The sequence below is a fragment of the Sphaerospermopsis sp. FACHB-1194 genome, from assembly GCF_014696235.1.
Taxonomy (GTDB): Bacteria; Cyanobacteriota; Cyanobacteriia; order Cyanobacteriales; family Nostocaceae; genus Sphaerospermopsis; species Sphaerospermopsis kisseleviana.
The window spans coordinates 55,965-79,964 of the sequence record NZ_JACJPU010000002.1 but is presented as its reverse complement, the minus strand read 5'-3'; the positions used below and the strand labels follow the sequence as shown (position 1 = coordinate 79,964).

The window sequence follows — 24,000 nt, the reverse complement described above, 5'->3', positions numbered from 1 at the left end:
TCCTGACTCCTGACTCCTATGCCCTCACGGAAAGACTTTCTCAGCAACCCCTAATTGAGTAGTTATTTACTATTACATAATTTCATCAGGATTAATACCCAATTTACGCAATTTTTCCGCTAATTTTTCGGCTTTTATTTTCGCTGCCTTTGCTTCTTCTGAAGGTTCGGGAATTAATTCCCCATCTAATGTAAACCACCTCAACCAAAGTTTAGGAATACCACGAAATGTTCCTTCCCATAACCCCAAACTTAAACCTATTTCTGGGATATGTAAACGTCCATCAATAAAATTTACAGATTCATAATGACCACCTACTAATTGAAATGCGCGGACTTCGTTGGTATAACGACTAAAAACAATATAATAAGGAATCCTTAATATGCGTTCGTAAACTTCCCATTTTGTAGGGGGTTTATCTGCTTGACTTGCTTTAGTTCCTAAATCTTCTTCTTCTGTTCCCGGTGATAATAATTCAACTACCACAAAAGGGTTAGCTGGTTCTTGCCAAGTGACATAACTTAAACGCAAATCTTGATGATTATATAATTTAGAAACTCCAACTACACCAAACCAATCAGGTCTTTTATACCATAAAGGATGTTGTAGATCATAATAAAGATTGAGATCCGCAGCACTATAAACTAATTCTGGATTCCAGTTTATGGGTTGAAAAGTCAAATATAAAAGTAAGGGTTGTAAAAAATGAAAATCATCTGGCAAACCTTTTTCCTCCTGGTTTTCGCTTGGTAAATCATACATTGTGGGTAAGGTTTCCCTTGGGGGAAGGGGTGGTTCTGTTTGTGGGGGTAAAGGTGGTGAGTAAGTCATTTTATTTTAGATTTTAGATTTTGGATTTTAGATTTTAGATTTTGGCTTCAAAAAACAAATCATGTTTTTCAACAATGATTTTTAAGGTTTTAATGTTTCATTTTTTCCATAATTGTTCTTTCACCCAATTTCTAAAAATGCGTGTTGTCGCTATTTCTCCGATGTTTGAAGTTTCTGCCAAAAATCCAGGAATTTCCTTGATAGTTATAGGTGTAAAAGTGGGACTGATTTCAACTTCTAAATATTCTCCATTGGTGAGAGTATAGATTCTTAATTTACTACCATTATAACGCCAAAATTCAGGAATACCCAAAGCGGCATAAAGTTTTAATTTATCAATTTGGGGTCGGGAATACTCCACTTCTAAAACTAAATCTGGTGGTGGATCAATAGCTAAATCTATTTTATCTTTACTTCTCACTAAATATTCATTTTGAATGTAATAACTACTATCTGGTTCTGCACCACGTTGGATATCATCTCTCGTTAATGTCAAAGAACCAGCGCGTTTAATTTCTAATCCTAATTCTTCACATAAAATTATTACAAAACCTTCTATATTACGGTTAGAATTTTCATGGGGCATTTGGGGAGTCATAATTTCTATATTTCCATGATCATAAGCAAATTTGGTGTTACGGTTACATCCCATTTCTGCCAGCATAGTTTTAAATGTTTGCCAGCTAATGTTTTCTACTAAAGTTCTCGTTTCTGCTGGGGTTGTAGTGGCTATCATAGTTTATTTTATTATGTATATTAATTTTATTATAGCAATCCTCAAGTTTATAGATACCGGACTTCTTGAAGAAGTCCGGTATCTCATACCAATTCACAATGCGAAAATATTTGAAAAAAGCTGCTGACAGTCTAGTTCAAGCAGGAGGTAATTTAGCAAATAGCGAACTACGAGTGTTGTTGCGCCTCCTGCTGCTGGTATTGTAGCTGGTTCACATCAATTTTGTTTCAAAAACTATCACTAAAGATATTGACAAATGTACCCTCTTAAACGAATGAAACAGCCCTGCTTTTTAAGGGGGGTTGGGGGGATCTAAAACCTATATTGTCAGTTTTATTACAAAACTCTATCAAACAGTAGGTTAGGGTGGACTTGATGCAATTAAAAAACCTCAATTTGGTGTCACCTTGTGTCTAATTTAGAACTGTACCAATATCTCCCTAAACTTACTGATGCTGCACTGCAAGAATTTACAGAATGGTGTGTTTTAGAACAGTCTAAAGCCGCAGGATTGGAATTTAAACCTGATCAAAGTAAGTTGCAAAATTTAGCACCAGCAGATTATTTAAAACAGCTAATTGATCAGTTTATGAAATTGAAACCTGATCCTATTCGTGCTGGTTTAGTTGCTGTTATTGCTGGACAACAATCTGATAAACATGATTTGTCTGGTTTAGCAGCTGTTGTTGATTTTGTTTCTCTTTATGTGAAGTATTTAATTCCTAAAGATGGTACTGATCCCACAGAAGCAGAAGCAATTTTAACGAAAGCAGCACAACATCAGTATGATCAACTTACTGAAATTGCTAAAAAACATGGTGTAACTTTATGATTTTCAGATCCCCGACTTCTTCAAGAAGTCGGGGATCTTAGTGGTAAAAAATTTGTTTTAATTAAATATGTTTTTCATATTTTTTTAAGTAATTTTTCTTCGATACCAGAATTTCCTTGTAACCCACCAGTATGTATTAATAGTATTTTACCTGGTGAAAAAAATCCCTTTTTTAATAAATCCATTACACCATAAAACATTTTTCCCGTATATACGTAATCTAGGGGTATGTTATGTTCCTGTTGGAATGTGTGACAAAATTTAATTAACTCTTGGTTAACTTTTGCATAACCTCCGAAATGGTAATTGTATAGCAATTGCCAATGTGCCGGATTATGAACTGGTACAGGTAAACCGGATTGAATATAATCTTGTGTTAAATTTGTAATCTGTGGTGCTAAAAATTCTCCACCTTTTAATATAGGAAATCCGATAATTTTCTGATTTGAATGTAATGATAAAGCAATTCCAGCTAGGGTTGTACCTGTGCCACAGGCGAGACAAATTGTGTCAATGTCAAGATATTTTAGGTTTTCCATGATTTCTGTACAACCACGCACACCATTTAAATTACCACCACCTTCGGGAATGATGAATACTTCACCAAATCGTTGTTTTAATTCTTCCTGTAGTTGGTTTGTGTGCCGTTTTTTGTAAGTTGTGCGATCGCAATATACTAACTCCATGCCTTGTTCTATGGCAAAATTTAAGGTAGGATTCAGCGGTAAAGTTTCTTCTCCACGAATCACCCCAAGAGTACGCAAACCAAAAACCTTACCTGCGGCAGCGGTAGCAAAAATATGGTTAGAATAAGCACCACCAAAAGTAAGAATGGTAGAGTATTTTTTTTCCTGAGCTTCTAATAAATTGTATTTCAGCTTGAACCATTTGTTACCATTAATTTGGGGGTGCATGAGATCAAGACGGAATACATATAACTCAACACCAGCACTATCAGCTATTTGATGATTAATTTTTTCTAGAGGTGGAGATAAAAATATTGACGACATTTCAAACACAAGTTAAGCTTTGTGAGAATGGTAGAAAATAACAAATCTGCAAAAACTATCAAACTGTTTATGGCTAAAGTTTTTGAATCTATCACCGAAGAATTGCAAAAATTTATTGCAAATCAGCAGATGTTTTTTGTTGGGACTGCCCCTTTAAGTCCTACTGGTCATGTTAACATTTCTCCTAAAGGTTTAGATAGCTTTCGTATTCTTTCACCCCATCGGGTTGCTTATTTAGATGTCACAGGTAGCGGTAATGAAACTTCTGCCCATCTGTTAGAAAATGGCAGAATTACATTTATGTTTTGCGCTTTTCAAGAACCACCTTCTATTTTGCGGCTTTATGGACAGGGAAAAACTATATTACCTAATGCTGCTGAATGGGATTATTTGTATTCTTTATTTCCTCCGATTAACGGAACTCGGCAAATAATTGTTGCTGATATTGACAGGGTGCAAACTTCCTGTGGTTTTGCTGTGCCATTTTATGAATATAAAAGACAAAGAGACACTTTAGTTAACTGGGCTATTAAGAAAGGTGAACAGGGAATTAAAGAATATCATCAACAGAAAAATTTTGTCAGTATTGATGGTTTGTTAACTCCCTTGTCTCAGGTTCACAATCAAAGGTAATTTGATGAATAGATGATGCTAGAAAATCAATATTTGATTTCTATTTCAATTAAATGTTTAAATCACGCAAAGCTAAACGAATTTGTTCCATACGTCTGCGGTTGACACCAAGATCCGACTCTCCCACACGAGAAGCTGAACGGATATGAATTACTGGTTCATCATTTGGTAAATAAAACTCTACATCATCAACAAATTTGAAGATGCGACTTTTAGAAATAGCATGAATGTAATTATCTGTTTGTTCTATAACTTCTGTACGTGGTACAACAGTGAGAACTTGGAGTAAGGTTTTTCTTGCTTGATCACGGTCTACATGATAAATAATCGGATCAATGGCGTGTTTAGTATCTGCATTTTGACTGACAACACAGTTATTTGTATTGGGACAAGGACTCAGATAACCTGATGTCACTCCTAAACCAGTTGCCCATGTAACAGCAGGAAGCATGAAACCAATAAATAAGGTTAAGAGTATTGCTAATGTAATACTCTTTATCCTTTGTGGAAATGTGTTTAGATATTGCATGATGATTTTCTTGACTACAGTTAATTGAATCATTGTTTGATATTTGACAATAAATGACAATAAAATATTAATATAAATTGGGAATATTGTTGAAAGTATTTTTGTGGAGTTAGAAAATAGTGAAGAAGGAATAGGGAATAGAGAATAGTTTTAGTTATCTAAAATAAACATATAAAATAAACATAATTAACAGAAATATAGGACTCCTATTTGATTTTTGAACAGAACTCAGTACATGGTTCGGCTTCGCTCACCATAAATACTGACAGCGTTCTTTCCTGTTAAGAGTTCCCTGTTCCCTGCCTCCACGAAAAATTCATGAATCAAATCGGATCACTATAGATGTAAATAACATTATTGAAATCAAAACTGCTTCATTTTGACTAATAATACTATTGGCTGATGACTGATAATTGATGACTGAGGGTGCAACTTTGATGACTTGATTTATAAAACCCTTTTTTGCTAATCTCTGTGTGCAACTCATTATTAATTTTTAATTTTGAATTTTTAATCACTCATCATGTCTACACAACGCATAATTCAAAGCATATATACCGATGGTGCTTGCACTGGCAACCCTGGTCCTGGTGGTTGGGGTGTTGTTGTTTACTTTAATGATGGTTCAGTTTACGAAATGGGGGACGCATCCCGGCATACCACCAATAATAAAATGGAAATGCAAGCGGCGATCGCTGCCCTAGAATTTTTTGCTACATCTGGACAAACCCAACCCATCACCCTGTACACCGATAGCGAATATCTCATTAACAGTGTTACCAAATGGATGCAGGGTTGGAAAAAGAAAGGTTGGAAAAAAGCAGACGGAAACCCAGTCCAAAACCAAGACCTGTTAGAAACCCTGGATAGACTCAACAGCCGACTTGTAAAATGGCAGCACGTGCGCGGACATTCTGGTAACATAGGTAACGAAAGGTGTGATGTGATTGCTCGCTCCTTTGCCAGCGGCAAAATTCCATCTCTTCAACAATTATCCCCGGAAAATCTTGATGCAACCTTAACCAATACAAACAATGTAAATTTCACAAAAGTATCTGATTCTCCAATCAACTCTACACAAATCAAAGAAAACATTTCGGAAAGCAGAACTTTTTTATCAGACACAACCACTATGGAACCATCTACAGCGTCAGCTGCAACCACAAACAACGAAAAACCACCTGAGATGAGGGTTTTACACCTCCGCAACCTAGTTGAAACTTTGCGGGTTGCTGACGAAATTGCCGAAAAAGGCTATTTAATCACCAGTTCCGAACTAGCAGACTTGATGGATGTCCATGCAAGTGCTGTCACCAGTCGGGGAGATCAATGGCGTTGGCGAAATTGGATAGTTTCACGGGTACGACGGGAAGGAAATCAAATTCTTTGGGAACTAGAAAGAGGTGATCAAGTGGTAAATGACAATGAATAAATCATGGTAATGGGTAATGGGTAATGGGTAATTGGTAAAAACTCTTTTCTGTCACCTGTCACCTACTCAATACTTTCTTCCTCGCCATTCCTTGGGTTTGCGGAGTGCAGATAAAAAGATTCTCAGCACAGCGAGGGGATCAGCTAAAGGAGAAAGCCAGAACAACCAACCACCCTGAGCATTTTTACGGTCGTAGGAAGGAGCGATCGCCAATAACAAAGCAAAGCGAATTACCAGTAAAAATATATTCAGTCCCAATAACAGGCGCAGGGGGAGCAGGGGAGGCAGGGGAAGCAGGGGAAGCAGGGGAAGAAAGCCCAGTAAAATCAATATGGGTAAACCCTGTACAGAGGACAATAACCATAAATCACCCCAAATTTGAGCGCGGTTAGAAGCATCCTTTAAATCTAAACTGCGCCCCCACTCCTTCCAAGTTTCCTTTGCTCCCTCATACATCCGCACTTTGAAAACTTTAGCCCCATCCAAAAACCCCACCTTAAAACCAGCCGCCGCAATATTTCGCGCTAAGGTAACATCATCACAAAAAGAACCTTTAGCAGTGCTATAACCATCTACAGCCGCTAAAACCGAGCGCCGACATAAAAAACACTGTCCGTTAGCCATCACCCTTTCCGGTTGTTCAGTGTGAATACCCGCAGGATCAAATCTATATAACAGCGTCATCAACAAAGCCGGTTGTAACCAACATTCACCAGGATACTTGAGAATAAACTGAGGAGACAGGGAAACCAAATCATAACCCTCTGTTTGGGCTGTTTTCACCAAACTAGCGACCAAACCGGGATGAGGTTGAATATCGGCATCCATCCCCAAAAACCACTCACTGTCTGGGGAACTAAACAAAAAGCCGTTATGTAAAGCCCAAGGACGACCCACCCAACCGGGAGGTAAAGGATCATCATTCATGACCCGAAAGCGGGGATCTTTTTGTTGTGTAGCTTTTACCAAGTCGGGAGTACCATCCTGGGATCTGCTATCCACAACAATAACTTCTCGGACTTCATAGCTTTGCCGACTTAACCCAGCTAACAGGGGACTAATACGCAAAGCTTCATTTAAAGTGGGAACAACCACACTCACACTACCCAAAATATCCGGGGTTGGTTGTTGTGGTTGCAAAGGTGGATGTCTTCTGGGACCCTTGAGCAAACGTGACAATAACAGCGCCGTTGCTGGTACTTGGATCAGTAATAGTAGAAGTGAAATAATGCTTTCTGTAATCAAAATATGTATACCAATTAAAAATATAGGAGGCAGGAGGCAGAAGGCAGAAAATATAAAATTTATACTAATTACCAATTACCCATTACCCATTACCAATTACCAAGTTAGTGCTGAGTGTAATTAATTAATTATTGACTCAGCACTATTGAAGTTACTTTAAAGCAACTTTCACATTACCAACAGAAACTTCCTGTTTTGCTGCTTCCACAGCTACGGAAGTGGATGCATCGGATCCTCTTAACCACAGTGCTACAGCAGGTGCAACGCCAAGTAACACACCCAGCAATACAGGGATAGAGAAGCCAGCAGCCAAACTCATCACTGTGGCAAAACCAAAGTTAGCCAAATAAACTACTAAAGGAATATTGAGTTGCGATCGCTCTAATTTAATGGGGTTGTTTCTCCACAACAGCGCCGCTACTGTCATAAACACTGAACCAGTACCCATCCAACCAGCAAAGTTTTGATAAGGCATTCCAAAGAAAGCACCAGGTTGTTGCCAATACCAGAAGGGAAGAGAAGTTTGGCTCATTGCCGGATCAAGTACAAAGTCCCAAGAAGTGAGCAATAAAGCACCGAGAGCGATCGCCCCTAAATGACGTAATAAACTGGGTTTTTTATCTACCTCTAAACCTACACGCGCCAGCAGGTAAGAAACACATCCCACATAAAACCAAGACAAAGGAATAGTAAACGGTACTAAACCCGCAATTTTATAACCCAAACCACTCAAATAGCTGTAGTGACCAAAAGGAAAACCTGTGCTAGTTCCCAATAACTCACTTGTCAAAGAAATGGACACCGAAGGCACTAAAAAACACAAAGCCCTTCCTAAACCCAAATTTCGGTACGCATACAGGAACACACCCACTGCACCTAAAATCATATAGGCAACACCGCCACCAGCCATGCTCCACTGCATGACAGTCTGACCGACCTCAGATAAGCTCAAAATCACTTCGGCATTAGGAATAACCAGTAATATCCCTACCAGTCCAAACACCATGGATACGATATGACCAATCAGGCATACGCGCTCAACAATAACTAGTTGTCTCATGATCAGTCCTTAACCTTCCTAAAATATGACATAAGGATACTCGACTGCTAATAGTTTACAAATGTTTAAGATCATAATTTAACTAATTTTTAAGAAATAATCCGGGAAAATTGAAAGTTCATTTGGTTTCATGCTCAAAAAAGTATAAATACCCAGAAGTCGGGAGATAGGAAAATTCTTTACCTGTTCCCAGTCCCCAGCGATGCACTGAGCTTGTCGAAGTGTCCCCAGTCCCCAGTCCCCAGTCACCTTTATGTCAAACTTGCAAAGAATTCCCTGGTTTTCCTTCACACTATTACTTCTAAGTTATAGTGCGTTAGGCTGGGTGATATCAGAAACCAAACCCACTTTGTTTGTGTGGTTAATAGTTGTATTTGGTATCTTGGTATTACTAGCCAGCTTGACAACTCCCTGGTCTAAAATGGTACAGTATTACAGTATATTGTCCAAATCTAATATCAGGAATTTTGGTATCACCGTTTTAGCAGCTTTTCTATTCTTTTTAATGCTGGCTTGGTTTCGTATATTTCTTGATCTTTTACTTATCCTCTCAGCGACTATCTTAGCCAAGATAGACTTTCAGTCGGCTGGGTTCAAAGAAGGTCTAGGTTTTTGGCTGACATCTATATTTGCACTCTCTGGTTTAGGCGCAGGTGCTTTATTACACAGGTTTATTTGAATTTAGGAGGCAGGAGGCAGGAGTTATTAATTTTTCTCTCCTGTTCCCTGTTCCCTAAGACTTAACTTGCTACCGCTTCAGCAGCGATCGCGGGATAAACGCTGACTTTTTTGCGGCTTTTGCCTTTTCTTTCAAAGGTAACAACGCCATCAACTAAGGCAAATAAAGTATCATCACTGCCAATACCGACATTGTTACCAGGGTGAAACTTAGTACCGCGCTGACGGACAAGAATATTTCCTGCAAGCACAGTTTGACCACCAAAACGCTTTACACCCAGACGTTGAGCATTAGAGTCACGACCGTTGCGTGTACTACCTGTTCCTTTCTTATGAGCCATGATTTCCTCTTCTCTTTAATTTATCTACTTCTGTTTATTATTCAGCAGCAGCTTCTTCAGCAGGTGTGCTATCTACCAGATTAGGAGATTCTGGGGTAGTTGGTGCTTCTGCGTGCGCCAAAACTTCACCATTGAGGTTGATGGAGTTAATCAAAAGTCTGGTAATTTCCTGGCGATGTCCCCGTTTTTTGCGGGTTTTCTTCTTGGGTTTCATTTTATAAACCAGGACTTTACGACCTCTCAAGTGTCGCATTACGGTCCCCTCTACAGTCGCACCTGCTACTCGTGGCTGTCCGATAGAGACTCCTCCCTCGTGCTGCACCAGTAATACTGCGTCTATTGTCACTTTTTCATCTGGTTCGGCACTCAGCAGTTCAATGTCGTAAAAACGACCTGCTTCGACTTTTACTTGTTTGCCACCAGTTTCAATAATTGCGTAGGTCATGAAATTGTCCTTGAAGTTGCCGTACAGGTAGCTGGCTTCCATCTCTTGTAGAGACTTGATTTATAGCTCTTGCCAGCTTTTGCAGTGTGTCTACCTGATCCGAGCAGGAATAAGACAGACAATCTAGTATATTATCTTAATCTATGTTATTGTGTCAAGCTTTTAAAAAAATGATCATAAATTTGGCTGAAAAGTTGGACTTGATGACCCATTTGGGCAATTGTTAGATTTTGGCGGATTTTTTTGCCCTATTTTTGCCCTGTGGATATAATACAGTTTAGCGTTTAATAAATCCAAATAAATCCAAAATCCTCGTCAAGACTTTTACCTAGAAAATTCATACAATTAGATTTCTACAAATCATTAAATAATGATATCAGGATTTATGCAAAGAATCGAAGTTGAACAAAGAACAATTTTTATTGGTTTAGCAGGTAGTCACGGATATGGTTTAAATCGCCCTGATTCAGATTATGATTATCGGGGTGTATTTATTGCACCTAAACGTTACTATTTAGGGTTTGATAGCATAGAACAAAAAGATAGTGGTTGGGATGAACCAGGAATATTTCCGTTTATAGATAGTAATCAAGATACAGTTATTTATGAATTAAGGAAAGTATTACATTTATTAGCAGGTGCAAATCCTAATGTTTTAGAATTACTATGGTTGCCCACCTATCCTATTTTAACAGATGTGGGACAACATTTAATTAACCATAGAAAAATATTTTTGAGCAAAAAAGTTAAACATACTTATTCTGGTTATGCTTTCGCACAAATCAAAAAAATGGAAACTCATCGCAAATGGTTATTAAATCCACCCGGGAAAAAACCCATCCCCTCGGATTTTGGTATCGAAGATGAAGCACCATTGAGCAAAGATGAACTCAATGCTTTTTTAGAATATCTTTATTTATTAATTCGTGGTAAGATAGAATTTTTAGAAGAATCAGAGCAATTATATAAATTGCTGACAGCAGATATTGATTTTAAAGGAATATTAAAACAATATGCTTTAAATGATGAAACTTTGGCATATACTCAAAATTTAACTCATGGACGTAAAGATTTTATTCGCTTATTGCAAAAAAGTCAAAGTTACCAAATTGCGTTAAGAGAATGGAAAGCTTATATATCCTGGCAGCAAAATAGAAATCCTGCTAGAGCAGAAATGGAAAGAAATTCAGGTTATGATTTAAAACACGGAATGCACTGTATTAGATTACTGCGTAGTGGTTTAGAAATTTTGCAGAGAGGAGAAGTAATTGTAGATAGAAGAATTGCGGGTGATGTTGATGATTTAAAAGCTATTATTAGAGGAGAATATACTTATGAAGAGTTGATGAAAATGGCAGAAGATTTAGTTGCTCAAATGGATATTTTTTATCAACAATCAACTTTACCACATAAACCTGATTTAGAGCAAATTAATGATTTATGTATGGAATTAGTAGAAATGCAGGGATGGGAATAAAGGGAGTATTCAGTGTTCTGTTTTACCTTGTAGGGGCGAAGCATCGGACGGAATATGAACTGGTTTCAGCGATAGGTTATCGCCCGAATGCTTCGCCCTTACGATTAATGAATCGGTATTCTAGCGAAATGCTGACAATTTGAATTAAAATAAAATATAAAATTGTTAAACCTGTAAATAATCAGCAATGAAAGGATCATTTTTTAGTCGTAATACCAGATTAATCAGCCAAAAAATTATAGCATCCTGGCATTCATTTAATCATTGGTTTTTCACAACTCCAGAAAGAGCTATTTTAGAAGCTTATCAAGCTGCTCAAGCTATTCAAAAAATTGAAATTGAGCAATTTGGAGGTAAAAAAATTTCTGCCGAATCAGGTAATTATAGTGCCAACGTGATGGCTTTTTGGCGAGGAGATTTAAATAGAAATTTGACTATTATTAAAGTCAGACTAGCAGAATTTCAATTAGGTTTTACCATTGCTGATACTACTGATTCAAACTTATTAGAAAAACTCAAGTTTATTGATGAAACGATATCTAAGTATAGCAAACAAGATGAAGCAATTACAGAACCGTTAAGCATTAATCTTGAACTTGAAACTGTTACAAATCAGGCAAATTCAGAAGAAACTGAGATTATTAAAGAACCATCTGCAACTCAAAAGAAAGGTATATTTCCCAGATCAATTGGTAGAACATTTAATAAAATTGCCAAGGATTTTACACCAACAGCAGAAGAAGAGTTTGTTAGAAATTATCGAACTTCTAGAACGAGAACAAGGAGGGCAGTGAGATTTTTATTACTGCTGATTATTATACCACTTTTAACGCAACATTTTTCTAAACAATTATTATTAAAACCGATATTACAGTATTTTCAGAGTGAAAATACACCAACAATTTTTTTGAACTCAGAAATGGAGGAAAAAGCACTGAATGAATTAAAGAGTTTTGAGAGAAAATTGCAATTTGAAAGACTACTTCGTCAAGCACCAGAACTTTCACCAGAAAAAATTAAAGCTGAAGTAAAAAACAAAGCTATCGAAATATCAGAAGAGTTTCGCTATCAGAGTAGTAGTGCTATCAGTAATGTATTTGCTGATGTGATATCACTAATTTCTTTTGCGATGGTTATTGCTTTGAGCAAAAAAGATATTGTTTTTATTCAGTCACTTCTAGATAAAATAGTCTACGGTTTAAGTGACAGTGCTAAGGCGTTTTTAATTATTTTAATTACAGATATATTCGTTGGTTTCCACTCTCCACATGGTTGGGAAGTTCTTTTAGAAGGTGTTGCTCAACATTTAGGTTTACCAGCAAGTAGAAACGCCATATTTTTGTTTATTGCTACATTTCCAGTCATATTAAATACTATATTTAAATACTGGATATTCCGTTATTTGAGTCGCTTGTCACCTTCAGCATTAGCAACATTAAAAGAAATGGATGAATAATATAATGTTTGTGTAGTTCCTAAATTTATTGATGGGTATACCCCACACCTCACAAGGGTAGTGTCACCTTGTCCACCTTGTCCACCAAGTCTTGCCCTCACGACAATGTAAAATACCTACCCTTGTGAGATACCCCACACTCCGCACCCTTCCTATTTAAATAGGGTTTGCTGAGAAAGTCTTTTCGTTGAAGCAGGAGGCAGGAGGAAATTTGAAAATTTCTTTTCCATCTCTCGAACTCGACAAAAGTGCAAGGTTTTTGAGGCACAAAACGGTATATCTTTGCACCTACTTTCCTGTTGATCCGCCTCCAACCTTTGATTTATCTGGGTTTTGCATTTTTTCAGCAAACCCTAGATAGATGAGTCATTTCAAATAACTTTTGGGCATTTTTGCCTAAGAAACCATCAAATAACTGATGCTTTCCCGGTGCTACTTCTACAAGATAACGTTGGGCTATTTCATAATAGGCATAAGTCCAAGGTATATTAATTTCTGCATCGGTTTTATCATCTATAGCTGTTACAAATTCTGTCACTGCTTGGGTTGCTGTTTGTCGCAACCCACAACTCATATCACCCTCTATTTCTGCTTTCATAGGTACACCTAAATTAGCTAAACCTGCAGCAGTACTATCTATATCTGGATATTTTGATGTTTGCTGATGGTTGACATATCCTGTAAAGTGGTTAACGGCGTAACCATGCAAAAGCACCCAAGCACCATATTGTGTTACCTTATTTACTTTTTCTATCACAGAACAAAAGGGAGGTTTCCAAGGACGGGTAAAGATTTGTGATAGTTGGTTAAGTTCTAACTCATTAAACTCATTAAATTGATGAAACGAGGAAGAATTAGTAACAGTTTGCTGAATAACTTCCTGGATATTATCAGGTAATTTATCAACTATCAATTCACTAATAAATAACTTGGGTAAATCTAATTCTTCTTGTTGAGGATGAGAATAATGACGGGCATAAAGATGAGTTTTAGCAAAATCATATTCACCAGAAACTACATAACCTAAACTAGCAAATATTTGCCCTAAATAATCAATTCCTAAATTAATTTTACCTGCTTGACTATCAACAGCTAAACGCAAAGACCGAAAAGCAATATGGTCATTAGCAATATTGCCTCCTGCATTTATAATCATTTGCTGATAAATACGAGCATAACTGACCCTATTAATATAATCTTGCCAAAGTAATGAAAAAAGATGAGAAATAAATTCAGATGTCATAGTTATCCTTTGCGTCTTTGCGTGAGCTTTCTATTACAAAAAACTTAAAACTTCAGCAAGAATTTCCAAAGCAGTTTGAACTTGGTTATTATCTATAACTATACACAAAAATGGTGTTTTGTCAATAAAATTTAGATGCGTTTCCCCTACCCTTGCAATAGGTTTTACTACAATTGCTGCTATCTCTTAGAGGGTGTTTGAAAAGTTTTGGATCGTGATTTTAGGCACTTCATGATCCCCCCTAACCCCCCTTAAAAAGGGGGGAACTAGAGTCAAAGTCCCCCTTTTCAAGGGGGATTTAGGGGGATCTAGAAATAGTTGATACACCATCAGCGACTTTTAAAACATCCTCTTAGGATGGTAAGATAGACGTAAATAATTGTTTTTCTCAATAATCTAAACTGGCATGAGTACCGTAGAGAATATGACTAACCTGGTCATGCTGTTATTAAGCGGGGTATTCGTGGTAAACTCAGACTCACAGGGATACTAGTCATATAGGAGTCCTATAGTTTTGTAATATGCTTTTAATATTACCGATGATTTAACGGGAAAACATGATTATTTACAGTAACATTTGTTGCTATTTACGTTAAATTTGCTCATTAAATTTACTCATTGACAGGCAAATAAGAAAGTAGATTAGTAATTTTGTCAAGCTCCCAACAATTTTTCATGAATACATAAAAAGATTTAGTGCATAAACTCCAGTTTTCTGCTAATAATTGAGGTGAATAATTGCTTTGGTTTTGAAAAAAAAGTGATTATTCATACAGTTGAATGTTAATATTCAGCATTAACTCTAGGATAAAAATCAATTTAGAAGTGTAGTTACCGAATTAGGCTTATGAATCTCTTATTCAATCGTAAATTCCAACTTTTATCAGGTATTTTTGCTTTCTTGCTAGTTATTTTCACGCATCAAAATATATATGCACAATCAGAAACTCAGCAACTAATATCACAACAAACAACCACACAAAATCAACCTAATAAACAAGATACATCTATATTTTATTCTGTCATTGATGAATGGCAAAAATATAAATATAGTGTTAATGGTAAACACATTTTAAAATCTGTGAAATTACCAACAGCTAAGGTGAATTTCAATCAAAATGATTTATTAACTGTTCTCACTAATACGAGAAAATATTTTCAAGATTACAAGGAAAACGATCCCAATATTTCTCGGAATGGATTACTATTAAGTCAAGGTGTAACAGTCGAAGACATGAGCAAAACCTTAGATTTTATGATTACTGTTTTAGAGGAGGATATTAGCAAGAATCGCCCGACTCGGTTACAAGATCCTAATTTTATCAATGCTAATTTTCGTGTGATTAAATGGTCAGCTTATAATCCCGAAAAACCCGGACAAAAACAACTGAGAATTACAAAATATGCTGTTTTTACCCATACTGGTTCTCATACCAAAACAGCTAAATATAATATCCCAATTTATAGCTTAAAAGACGATTTAGCTGGTGATAAATTCTACACCAAATATACAAAACAAGAGGTTTTATCTGGGATTTATGAACCAGGTGGTAAAGAATATGGTAAAGTCGAACCTTTGGCATATCTCACCCGTGAAGGTTTGGAAGAAGCATTAATGCAGGGAACAATTTTGATTAATTTTACAGATGGAACAAAGGCATTTTTTAATGTAGACAGAAACAATGGAATTTCTTATGTTAGAGGATTAAAAGCCACAGCACAAAAGCGTTATTGGTATTTTCGACAAGTTGATGCAATTAAAGGTTATGGATATAAGATTGATGCGAAAATTTCCATTAAACCTGGTGTAACTTTTGCGGGAGATGTGCTAAACATTGGCTTGGGAAGAGTTATTATGATGGAGTATAATCAAGGTGGAAGTAAGCGCCTACAAATGGGGGTAATAGCAGATACAGGCGGCGCATTTTTACCCAATTTACATCAATTAGATTACCTGGCAGGTATTTTTAAAAATCAAACAGAATTTAGGCAGTATATCCGCAAATTACCTGAATATGCTACTGCATATATTCTGGTGAAGAAGTGAAAAAAGTTACCAGCATTTAGTTATAAGTAGTCAAAAAGAGACACAAAAAAAATTAAATACAGGACTTACGCAAAAGGGAACGAAAGTAGGGGTAATTCATGAATTACCCCTACGCAAGAATAAGGTTTTTAGTCATATCTTGCGTAAGTCCTAAAATAATTGACAATTGTTAATTGTCCATTATCAATTGATATCGCTATGGCAGTGCTAAAACCCTAAAAAATATATGTAGTTTTTCTTGCTAATTTTTAAGATTTGTTGTATAATTATAACAGTTAATATACTCAAAGCCACTGGCTAATAAATCAAAAAACTGAAATAAACTGAAAGAAATTTTATGTATCAATTTTTAAAACCTGTTGCATTAAATTTGTTAGCACTGACTATTGTTTTGATATTGCAACCAGATGTAGTTTTTGCACAGGAAAATGTGAATATATCTGCTTTCAATCCCCAAGCTATTTTAAAAGATGCTTTACAATGGATTGATAGTCTTGGTACAGTGGGAGCAATAGCTTTTATTGCTATCTATATTATGGCGACTGTTGCTTTTTTACCAGGTTCGATTTTAACTTTAGGTGCGGGTGTTTTATTTGATGTTTTTTGGGGTTCGGTTTATGTATTTATCGGTGCTACTTTAGGTGCAACAGCAGCATTTTTAATAGGACGTTATTTAGCGAGAAATTGGGTGATTAAAAAAATTGCAAATAATAAAAAATTTGCTGCTATTGATAACGCTGTAGGGAGAGAAGGTTTAAAAATAGTGTTGTTAACGCGACTTTCTCCCATATTTCCTTTTAATTTATTAAACTATGCTTTTGGAGTTACTGCTGTTTCTCTTAAAGATTATTTTCTTGGTTGTGTGGGGATGATTCCTGGTACAATTATGTATGTTTATATTGGTTCTTTGGCTGGTAATTTGGCTTTAATTGGAACAGAAAATCAACCTACTAATTCTACTCTCACATGGCTTATTAGAATTGTCGGTTTTATTGCCACTGTTGCTGTCACAATTTATGTTACTAAAATAGCTAAGAAAGCTTTAGAAATAATTGATAATTGACAATTGATAATTTTTTCAAAAATGTTAAATACACAACTGACAAAATTTTCTGAAGGCTATATGTATTGTAAATACAACACCGGATTAAATTAAAACGACAATCACAAGATAATTTATACTACATTTTTAGAGGCAATATTAATGTCTAATTTAGAATTTGAAAGAATCACAGTTTTACCAATGGATGAATATAATCAAAGATTGGTAGCTAATGTACATCCTGAAAATTGGGTAAATCCCCAACCTGCGGAATGTTATGATTTAGTAGTAATTGGTGCGGGTACTGCGGGTTTGGTTGTTGCTGCGGGTGCTGCGGGTTTAGGTTTGGGTTTAAAAGTAGCATTAATTGAAAAACATCTCATGGGTGGAGATTGTTTAAATGTTGGTTGTGTACCATCTAAAGCTTTAATTCGTTCTTCCCGTGTAGTTGGTGAAATTGGCAAAGCTAAAAATTTAGGTGTGAATATTTCCCAAAATTATGATGTTGATTTTGCCACAGTTATGGCTAGATTACGTAAAATTAGAGCAGGTATTAGTCATCATGATTCAGCAGCAAGATTCAAAAATTTAGGAGTAGATGTTTTTTTAGGAAGTGGTAAATTTGCTAGTAATAATACTATAGCAGTTGATGGACAAATTCTGAAGTTTAAAAAAGCGGTAATTGCCACAGGAGCAAGAGCAGTTAAACCAGAAATTAGAGGTATTGAAGAGGCAGGATTTTTAACTAATGAAAATGTATTTTCTCTCATTCAAAAACCAGATAAATTAGCGGTAATTGGTGGCGGTCCTATTGGTTGTGAATTGGCGCAAGCTTTTCGGCGTTTGGGTTGTGAAGTGACGTTATTTCATAAAGGTTCGCATATTTTAAATAAAGAAGATCGGGAAGCAGCGGAAATTTTACAAAAAGTTTTTAGTGATGAAGGAATTAGATTAGTTTTAAATTGTCAGTTAGAAGAAGTGGTGACAGTAACGGAAGGCAAACGGCTGTATTTTTCAGCTAATGGAAATCGAGATTCTGTAACTGTTAATGAAATTTTAGTAGGTGCAGGAAGAGCGCCAAATGTGGAAGGTTTGAATTTAGAAGCGGTGGGTGTAGAGTATGACAAAAAGCATGGTGTCAAGGTAAATGATTATCTACAAACTACCAACCCTAATATTTATGCAGCAGGTGATATATGTATGAATTGGAAATTTACTCATGCGGCGGATGCTGCTGCTAGAATAGTTATTAAAAATACGCTGTTTTCGCCTTTTGGTTTAGGACGTTCTCAACTCAGTAAATTAGTAATACCTTGGGTGACATATACCGATCCAGAAATTGCCCATCTGGGAATGTATGCAGAAGCAGCGGAAAAAATGGGTTTAGAAGTGGCGACAATTAAAATTGATTTTAATCATGTAGATCGAGCAATAACTGATAGTGAAGAATTGGGATTTTTAAAGATTTACCACAAAAAAGGAACTGATGAAATTATCGGTGCAACCATTGTTGCGAGTCATGCAGGAGAAATGATTTCAGAACTTACTACCGCTATTGTTCATAAAATTGGTTTAAGTAAATTAAGCAATGTAATTCATCCTTACCCCACTCAAGCGGAAGCAATTAAAAAAGCAGCAGACGCTTATCGTCGTACACTACTAACACCCAGAACTAAAAGACTTTTGAAATTTTTAACTAAGTTTTCTTGATAGGTAGAAATTTAATCAGGAGCGTCTATTTTTTTCCTGTTATTAAAATTATTCTCACTTCTGACTCCTGTAAGGGCGAAGCATTCGGGCAACAAATTATCAATTTTCTGACCAGGCTATTTTCCGAATGCTTCGCCCCTACGACTTCTAACTTTTTTTAAAGTTCTGATTCTGTTTCAGGAGCAATAATTTCACCAGTACCCATTCTTAAAATCATATCCTGGTCAGTAATCAGTTCATTCAATTCTTTAACTTTTAAATTCATCAGTTCACAAGCTATGCGTAATTCTTCAGCAAATGTTTTAATATCATCAGCATATCCACATTGATAAGCAGCAATTTTAATGCCTTGTTTAGCATTTGCTCTAGCACAATCTACTAATTCTGTACCATGTAATTGTGTTGGCGATACCATAGATTTAGTTATTATTGATTATACAATTTTACCTAAATAGATTATCAATTTCTGTATTTTAAATCATCCCTCTAATGGTAGAATATAGAGAATATAAATACCCAACTTCTCCAACGAAGTCGGGTATCTAGGAATGAGTGATTCAACAATGGACAATTAACAACGGAAAATTAACACTTCTTTAGCAAATGCGATCGCTACCGCACGACCAATAGCGATTTTATCTTTTAATTTTCCACTACCCCTATATTTTTCATCTTCCGCTTTGGGTCTTGGTTTCATTTCCGATTCTAAACCAGGTGTTTCTTGTGTTTGTGTCGGTTGTAATGTCTTTTCTGCCGGCATAATTTACTCCTAATTTAAACATTTAAAAACATTTAAAACTTCTGCAAAAATTGTCAATTATCAATTGTTAATTATCAATTACTAAAAATAAACCTTGGATGGAAATTATCGATCCAAGGTTTACTTTTTGCTTACGCTCCCACTAGTCTTTGGCAATTTCAGACTTTTATACCCCGGATATTTGCAAACTAATATTTGCAAAATGCGCTCATTTATGGCAAATGGGCGCGGATTTTTAAGCTTCCTCCTCACATCTCACACGCTCTTAATCCAACCACTGAAAACAAGTACACAACTCTCTGTTGATGCAGGATTTATCCTTGACATCTGCTCTTAATTTAACTATTATCTCCTGGTTGTTTATCGTTCCCAAGAAATAAAGAAAATGTTAATTTTATCAACCCTAAGATGTAGTTATCATTAATTGTCAATTATGGATTTTGCCTGATGATGAATATGGGTAATTTCACAGATTTGATACCTTATCAGTAGATTTAAAAACTCATTGGTGACAATATTTAAACTGAAGATAACTCAAATAACCATTTCAAATTATTTACTCAATTAACAAAAAGATACATACACAAGCATCATCTCATGTCTTCCTTGGGATATACCTGAGATAGAAAGACTGAAGAGAGATATATTTTGGTACGAATGTGGGGTATGGGTTATGGTAAAAATGAATATTTCCGAGCTAGAGCAGATTGATAAGTTTCGTAACTTACAATTAACTTTGCGCGATCGCTGGAAAACTAGCGAATTATTTGACAACAGTGAAGCGGATATTTTAATTGTTCCTTCTTTAAGTATCGATCAACGGGAACTGCAAAAAATAGCAGGGTGCGAACATTATGAAGAAAGATTGCTATTTTCTTTAATCCGGTTGCGAAATCCCCGCAATAGGTTAATTTATGTAACATCAATGCCACTACACCCTAGCATTATTGACTACTATTTACAACTACTACCAGGAATACCATTTTCCCATGCTCGTCATCGTTTATTACTACTTTCTACTTATGATTCTTCCCTAAAACCGCTCAGTCAAAAAATCTTAGAACGGCCGCGTTTGATAGAAAGAATTCGTCAAGCTTTGCGGTTAGATAAAGCTTTTATGACTTGTTACAATTCCACATTTTGGGAAGCAGAATTATCACTAAAATTGAATGTTCCTTTGTATGCTGCTGCACCAGATTTACAAATTTGGGGGACAAAAAGCGGGAGTAGAGAAATTTTTCATCAAAGCAATGTACCCCATCCAGATGGTAGTAAATTAGTTTGGAAATATCAAGATTTAGCAACAGCAGCAGCTAATTTATGGGAAAGTCAACCAACATTAAAACGGATGGTTGTGAAACTAAATGAAGGTATTTCTGGAGAAGGAAACGCGCTTTTGGATTTGCGTCCATTGCTAGATGTTGCACCAGGGACAAGTTCCCACAGTGAAAGAGTAGAAAAAATCAGTAATAACTTTACAAATTTGCGCTTTCAAGCTACACAAGAAACTTGGGGTAATTTTTCTCAAAGAATCCCAGAATTAGGCGCAATAGTCGAAGCATTTGTAGAAGGTGAAATCAAATTTTCTCCTAGTGTTCAAGGACGAATCACACCTGATGGAAAAGTAGAAATACTCTCCACCCATGATCAAATTCTCGGCGGACCAGACGGACAAATTTATCTTGGTTGTCGTTTTCCTGCGGATGAAAAGTATCGAGTACAATTACAGACTTTAGGTTTACAAGTAGGTAAAAAACTAGCAGAAAAAGGAGCATTAGAAAGATTTGGTGTTGATTTTGTCGTAGTTGATCAAGGTAATGGTAAATGGGATATTCAAGCAATAGAAATTAACCTCCGCAAAGGTGGAACTACTCACCCTTTTATGACTTTGAAATTATTAACTAACGGACGCTATGACTTGTCCACAGGTTTATTTTATAGTCAACAAGGAAAAGCTAAATATTACGTCGCTACAGACAACTTACAAAAAGATCAATATCGGGGATTATTACCTAATGATTTAATGGATATTATTGCCCATCATAGATTACATTTTGATACGGGTACTGAAACAGGAACAGTATTTCATCTCATGGGTTGTCTGTCTCAATTTGGTAAATTGGGATTAACAAGTATTGGAGATTCTCCCCAACAAGCAGAAGAAATTTATAACAAAGTTGTCAAAGTTCTAGATCAAGAAACCAGTGACGAACATAATAGTTATAACCTGTTTTCCGATTATGCTTTTCCCATTGCTGGGGATACTGCTGGTTATTGTTGAATTGTAAACAGCCAGTATTCGATAGGGGTTTAGCACTGCTAAACCCTTACAGGAATCAGAATTAATTTTTATCAATTACCTAAAAAACCTGGCAATAATTACACCTAACTGCACACTAAAAACTCCCAAAATCGCACTACCAAACCAATAACCAGCAGTAGTTAATAAATTACCACCACGCATTAAAACCAGAGATTCTAAACCATAAGTAGAAAAAGTTGTGTAAGCACCTAAAAAACCAGTAGCTATCATTAAACGTAATTCTGGGGAAATTATCGCTACCTTTTCTACTGCCAAAGTTGTAAAAAATCCCATTCCTAAACAACCGCTAACATTAATAAAAAACGTACCATAGGGAAAACTTGTACCAAATCTGGATGCAAACCATAATGTTAAATAATATCGACTTAAAGCACCAGCGATCGCCCCTAAACTCACAGCTAACGCTTGACGCAAATTAGGATCTTGTAACATAGCATTTACAGCGTGAAACCCGTACTGGTGGGAGAGGTTTTCATCACTGTACACCATAGTTGAACTCGATACAATCAGAATATAGCTAAACCAAAGCTATTATCTAGTACAAATTAAACAAAATCATGCAGATTAACAGGAGAAAACTACTATGGGAAATCAATTCAAAACTGCTGCTTTATTAGCCGCCCTTAGTGGCTTATTAATTGCCATTAGTTATTGGATAATTGGTGGCAGTAGCGGTTTAATGATCGGCATCGGTTTAGCAGCAGTTACCAACCTATTTTCTTGGTATCAATCTGATAAAATTGCCTTAGCAGTTTATAACGCCCAACCTGTCAGCGAAGCCCAAGCACCGGGACTTTATCGCATGGTGGAAAGACTATCAAACCGTGCTAATATTCCCATGCCAGGAGTGTACATTGTTCCTAGTCAAACTGCCAATGCTTTCGCTACGGGTAGAGATCCAGAACACGCTGCGGTTGCTGTTACCGAAGGTATTTTAAACATCTTACCAGAGGAAGAATTAGAAGGCGTAATTGCCCACGAACTCACCCACATTATTAATCGTGATACTTTAACTCAAGCCGTTGCTGCTACTGTCGCCGGTGCGATATCTTTCCTCGCCCAAATGTTAAGTTATAGCCTTTGGTTTGGTGGTGGTTCTAGAGATAATAATAGGGGTGGTAATCCTCTAGGAGTGCTATTAACAGTCATGCTTGCACCTATAGCAGCCACAATTATTCAATTAGCAATTTCCCGCACTAGAGAATTTTCTGCTGATGCTGGTGCTGCTAAATTAACAGGTAATCCCCGCGCTTTAGCTAAGGCTTTACAAAGACTAGAAGCAACCGCTAGACAAATGCCTTTAAATGCTAATCCAGCCTTTGAACCATTATTAATTATTCATCCTATTTCTGGGCAATTTTTAGGTAATTTGTTTTCTAGTCACCCAGCAACAGAAGCCCGTGTAGAAGCACTGCTGAAAATAGAAAGAGAGTTGGCAGGTAGTTATTAGATTATATCCCCGACTTCTTGAAGAAGTCGGGGATGTGAGATTTTAATTATTAATTCTATTTTTGGTTGAATTTTATTCAATTTTGATTTTTCGACACTACAAGTCAATATTTTTCAACTAAATTAAAACAAGAGTTCACTTTCCCCAGATGATTATGAACAATCAATTGTATGAACAAGATTTTAATCTTTGGCGAGAAACCATCATTCAACAAATTAAAAAACACAATTTTAATGATATTGATTGGGAACATTTGCTTGTAGAATTAGAAGATATGGGTAAATCAGAAAAACGGTCATTTTTGAGTAATTTAACAATTTTAATTGCTCACTTACTCAAATTAACTGTTCAAGCTGATGCTCCTGAAATGATGAAAGTAAGTTGGTACAGTTTTGTTACGGAACATCGGTTTCGAGTTACAAAAGTTTTAGCAGAAAATCCTTCTTTTAAAAATTATCTGGATGAAGTTATTTTTATAGCTTATGCCGATGCTCGCAAACTGGCAATTAAAGAAAGCAAAAATGCTAAATTAGGAGTGAGAAAACCCGATGAATCAGAATATCCTCTTGATCTTCCTTTTACGTTAGAACAGTTATTAAATGAAGATTTTTATGGGGATATAGCAAGTGACATATAAAAGTCTGTAACTTGGTTGTAAAATGCGTAATCCTTTGATTCAAAAAATAGGGGTTTAGCATTGCTAAACCCCTACAAAAATCA

The 24,000-nt window shown here is 36.1% G+C and carries 23 protein-coding genes and 1 pseudogene; 12 read left to right on the top strand and 12 right to left on the bottom strand.

Annotation, left to right across the window (positions count from 1 at the left end; translation table 11 throughout):
* Positions 1-72: 72 nt before the first annotated feature.
* Entirely contained in the window at positions 73-831 is a 759-nt protein-coding gene (locus H6F45_RS01660) for a Uma2 family endonuclease (protein WP_096566593.1), read from the bottom strand.
* A gap of 97 nt (positions 832-928) precedes the next feature.
* Positions 929-1,567: a Uma2 family endonuclease gene (locus H6F45_RS01655; RefSeq protein WP_137667740.1), complete on the bottom strand. Its 639-nt coding sequence runs from the start codon at positions 1,565-1,567 to the stop codon at positions 929-931.
* Positions 1,568-1,976: 409 nt separating this feature from the next.
* On the opposite strand from H6F45_RS01655, the gene H6F45_RS01650 reads away from it, so the two are divergent.
* Entirely contained in the window at positions 1,977-2,399 is a 423-nt protein-coding gene (locus tag H6F45_RS01650) for a hypothetical protein (protein WP_190346295.1), read from the top strand.
* Positions 2,400-2,473: 74 nt separating this feature from the next.
* Here the strand turns inward: H6F45_RS01650 and H6F45_RS01645 are convergent, their stop codons facing one another.
* Entirely contained in the window at positions 2,474-3,409 is a 936-nt protein-coding gene (locus H6F45_RS01645) for a pyridoxal-phosphate dependent enzyme (RefSeq protein WP_096566587.1), read from the bottom strand.
* A gap of 69 nt (positions 3,410-3,478) precedes the next feature.
* On the opposite strand from H6F45_RS01645, the gene H6F45_RS01640 reads away from it, so the two are divergent.
* Entirely contained in the window at positions 3,479-4,042 is a 564-nt protein-coding gene (locus H6F45_RS01640) for a pyridoxamine 5'-phosphate oxidase family protein (RefSeq protein WP_096572608.1), read from the top strand.
* A gap of 49 nt (positions 4,043-4,091) precedes the next feature.
* On the opposite strand, the gene H6F45_RS01635 is transcribed toward H6F45_RS01640, so the two are convergent.
* The gene (locus tag H6F45_RS01635; protein WP_096572607.1) at positions 4,092-4,571 is read right to left on the bottom strand and encodes a DUF1499 domain-containing protein; all 480 of its coding nucleotides are present in this window, start codon (positions 4,569-4,571) and stop codon (positions 4,092-4,094) included.
* 523 nt (positions 4,572-5,094) lie between these two features.
* On the opposite strand from H6F45_RS01635, the gene rnhA reads away from it, so the two are divergent.
* Positions 5,095-6,003, top strand: coding sequence for a ribonuclease HI (rnhA, locus tag H6F45_RS01630; RefSeq protein ID WP_137667737.1), 909 nt, complete (start codon positions 5,095-5,097; stop codon positions 6,001-6,003).
* A gap of 66 nt (positions 6,004-6,069) precedes the next feature.
* Here rnhA and cruG read toward each other — a convergent pair whose 3' ends face one another.
* Positions 6,070-7,248 carry a 2'-O-glycosyltransferase CruG gene (gene cruG / locus H6F45_RS01625; protein WP_190346294.1) on the bottom strand — a complete coding sequence of 393 codons (1,179 nt, stop codon included), beginning with the start codon at positions 7,246-7,248 and terminating at the stop codon, positions 6,070-6,072.
* Here cruG and H6F45_RS01620 point away from each other — a divergent pair.
* Positions 7,166-7,372: a hypothetical protein gene (locus H6F45_RS01620; protein ID WP_190346364.1), complete on the top strand. Its 207-nt coding sequence runs from the start codon at positions 7,166-7,168 to the stop codon at positions 7,370-7,372. The genes cruG and H6F45_RS01620 overlap by 83 nt on opposite strands.
* Before the next feature lie 27 nt (positions 7,373-7,399).
* Here H6F45_RS01620 and cruF read toward each other — a convergent pair whose 3' ends face one another.
* The 3 genes from cruF to rplU form a co-directional block, all read right to left on the bottom strand.
* Positions 7,400-8,308, bottom strand: coding sequence for a gamma-carotene 1'-hydroxylase CruF (gene cruF / locus H6F45_RS01615; protein ID WP_096566581.1), 909 nt, complete (start codon positions 8,306-8,308; stop codon positions 7,400-7,402).
* A 740-nt stretch (positions 8,309-9,048) separates the two neighbouring features.
* On the bottom strand, positions 9,049-9,327 hold the full coding sequence (gene rpmA, locus H6F45_RS01610; protein WP_096566577.1) for a 50S ribosomal protein L27: 279 nt from the start codon (positions 9,325-9,327) through the stop codon (positions 9,049-9,051).
* Between the two features lie 37 nt (positions 9,328-9,364).
* A complete protein-coding gene (rplU, locus tag H6F45_RS01605; protein WP_096566575.1) occupies positions 9,365-9,772 on the bottom strand; it encodes a 50S ribosomal protein L21 in 408 nt (135 codons plus the stop codon).
* Between the two features lie 385 nt (positions 9,773-10,157).
* On the opposite strand from rplU, the gene H6F45_RS01600 reads away from it, so the two are divergent.
* Both H6F45_RS01600 and H6F45_RS01595 read left to right on the top strand, forming a co-directional pair.
* Positions 10,158-11,249, top strand: coding sequence for a nucleotidyltransferase domain-containing protein (locus tag H6F45_RS01600; RefSeq protein ID WP_137667734.1), 1,092 nt, complete (start codon positions 10,158-10,160; stop codon positions 11,247-11,249).
* A 187-nt stretch (positions 11,250-11,436) separates the two neighbouring features.
* Complete coding sequence (locus H6F45_RS01595; protein ID WP_190346293.1) at positions 11,437-12,705, top strand: proton extrusion protein PcxA; 1,269 nt, start codon at positions 11,437-11,439, stop codon at positions 12,703-12,705.
* A 343-nt stretch (positions 12,706-13,048) separates the two neighbouring features.
* On the opposite strand, the gene H6F45_RS01590 is transcribed toward H6F45_RS01595, so the two are convergent.
* Positions 13,049-13,948, bottom strand: a complete 900-nt coding sequence (locus H6F45_RS01590) for a DUF1338 domain-containing protein (RefSeq protein WP_190346292.1) — start codon at positions 13,946-13,948, stop codon at positions 13,049-13,051.
* Between the two features lie 847 nt (positions 13,949-14,795).
* Here H6F45_RS01590 and H6F45_RS01585 point away from each other — a divergent pair.
* The 3 genes from H6F45_RS01585 (at position 14,796) to H6F45_RS01575 (ending at position 18,747) form a co-directional block, all read left to right on the top strand.
* Positions 14,796-15,995, top strand: coding sequence for a hypothetical protein (locus tag H6F45_RS01585; RefSeq protein ID WP_190346291.1), 1,200 nt, complete (start codon positions 14,796-14,798; stop codon positions 15,993-15,995).
* A gap of 337 nt (positions 15,996-16,332) precedes the next feature.
* A complete protein-coding gene (locus H6F45_RS01580; protein WP_137667731.1) occupies positions 16,333-17,058 on the top strand; it encodes a TVP38/TMEM64 family protein in 726 nt (241 codons plus the stop codon).
* A gap of 141 nt (positions 17,059-17,199) precedes the next feature.
* On the top strand, positions 17,200-18,747 hold the full coding sequence (locus tag H6F45_RS01575) for a mercuric reductase (protein WP_137667730.1): 1,548 nt from the start codon (positions 17,200-17,202) through the stop codon (positions 18,745-18,747).
* A 157-nt stretch (positions 18,748-18,904) separates the two neighbouring features.
* Here H6F45_RS01575 and H6F45_RS01570 read toward each other — a convergent pair whose 3' ends face one another.
* Both H6F45_RS01570 and H6F45_RS01565 read right to left on the bottom strand, forming a co-directional pair.
* Positions 18,905-19,162, bottom strand: coding sequence for a hypothetical protein (locus H6F45_RS01570; RefSeq protein WP_096566562.1), 258 nt, complete (start codon positions 19,160-19,162; stop codon positions 18,905-18,907).
* Between the two features lie 177 nt (positions 19,163-19,339).
* Positions 19,340-19,507 (bottom strand): annotated as a pseudogene (locus H6F45_RS01565) (NAD(P)-dependent oxidoreductase); the annotation flags it as partial.
* A 673-nt stretch (positions 19,508-20,180) separates the two neighbouring features.
* Here H6F45_RS01565 and H6F45_RS01560 point away from each other — a divergent pair.
* On the top strand, positions 20,181-21,788 hold the full coding sequence (locus H6F45_RS01560; RefSeq protein ID WP_137667728.1) for a peptide ligase PGM1-related protein: 1,608 nt from the start codon (positions 20,181-20,183) through the stop codon (positions 21,786-21,788).
* Positions 21,789-21,863: 75 nt separating this feature from the next.
* On the opposite strand, the gene crcB is transcribed toward H6F45_RS01560, so the two are convergent.
* Positions 21,864-22,262, bottom strand: a complete 399-nt coding sequence (crcB, locus tag H6F45_RS01555) for a fluoride efflux transporter CrcB (RefSeq protein WP_190346356.1) — start codon at positions 22,260-22,262, stop codon at positions 21,864-21,866.
* 151 nt (positions 22,263-22,413) lie between these two features.
* Here crcB and H6F45_RS01550 point away from each other — a divergent pair, with 151 nt between their 5' ends.
* A complete protein-coding gene (locus H6F45_RS01550; protein ID WP_190346290.1) occupies positions 22,414-23,280 on the top strand; it encodes a zinc metalloprotease HtpX in 867 nt (288 codons plus the stop codon).
* A gap of 154 nt (positions 23,281-23,434) precedes the next feature.
* On the top strand, positions 23,435-23,917 hold the full coding sequence (locus H6F45_RS01545) for a DUF29 domain-containing protein (protein ID WP_190346289.1): 483 nt from the start codon (positions 23,435-23,437) through the stop codon (positions 23,915-23,917).
* The last annotated feature ends 83 nt before the right edge of the window (positions 23,918-24,000 follow it).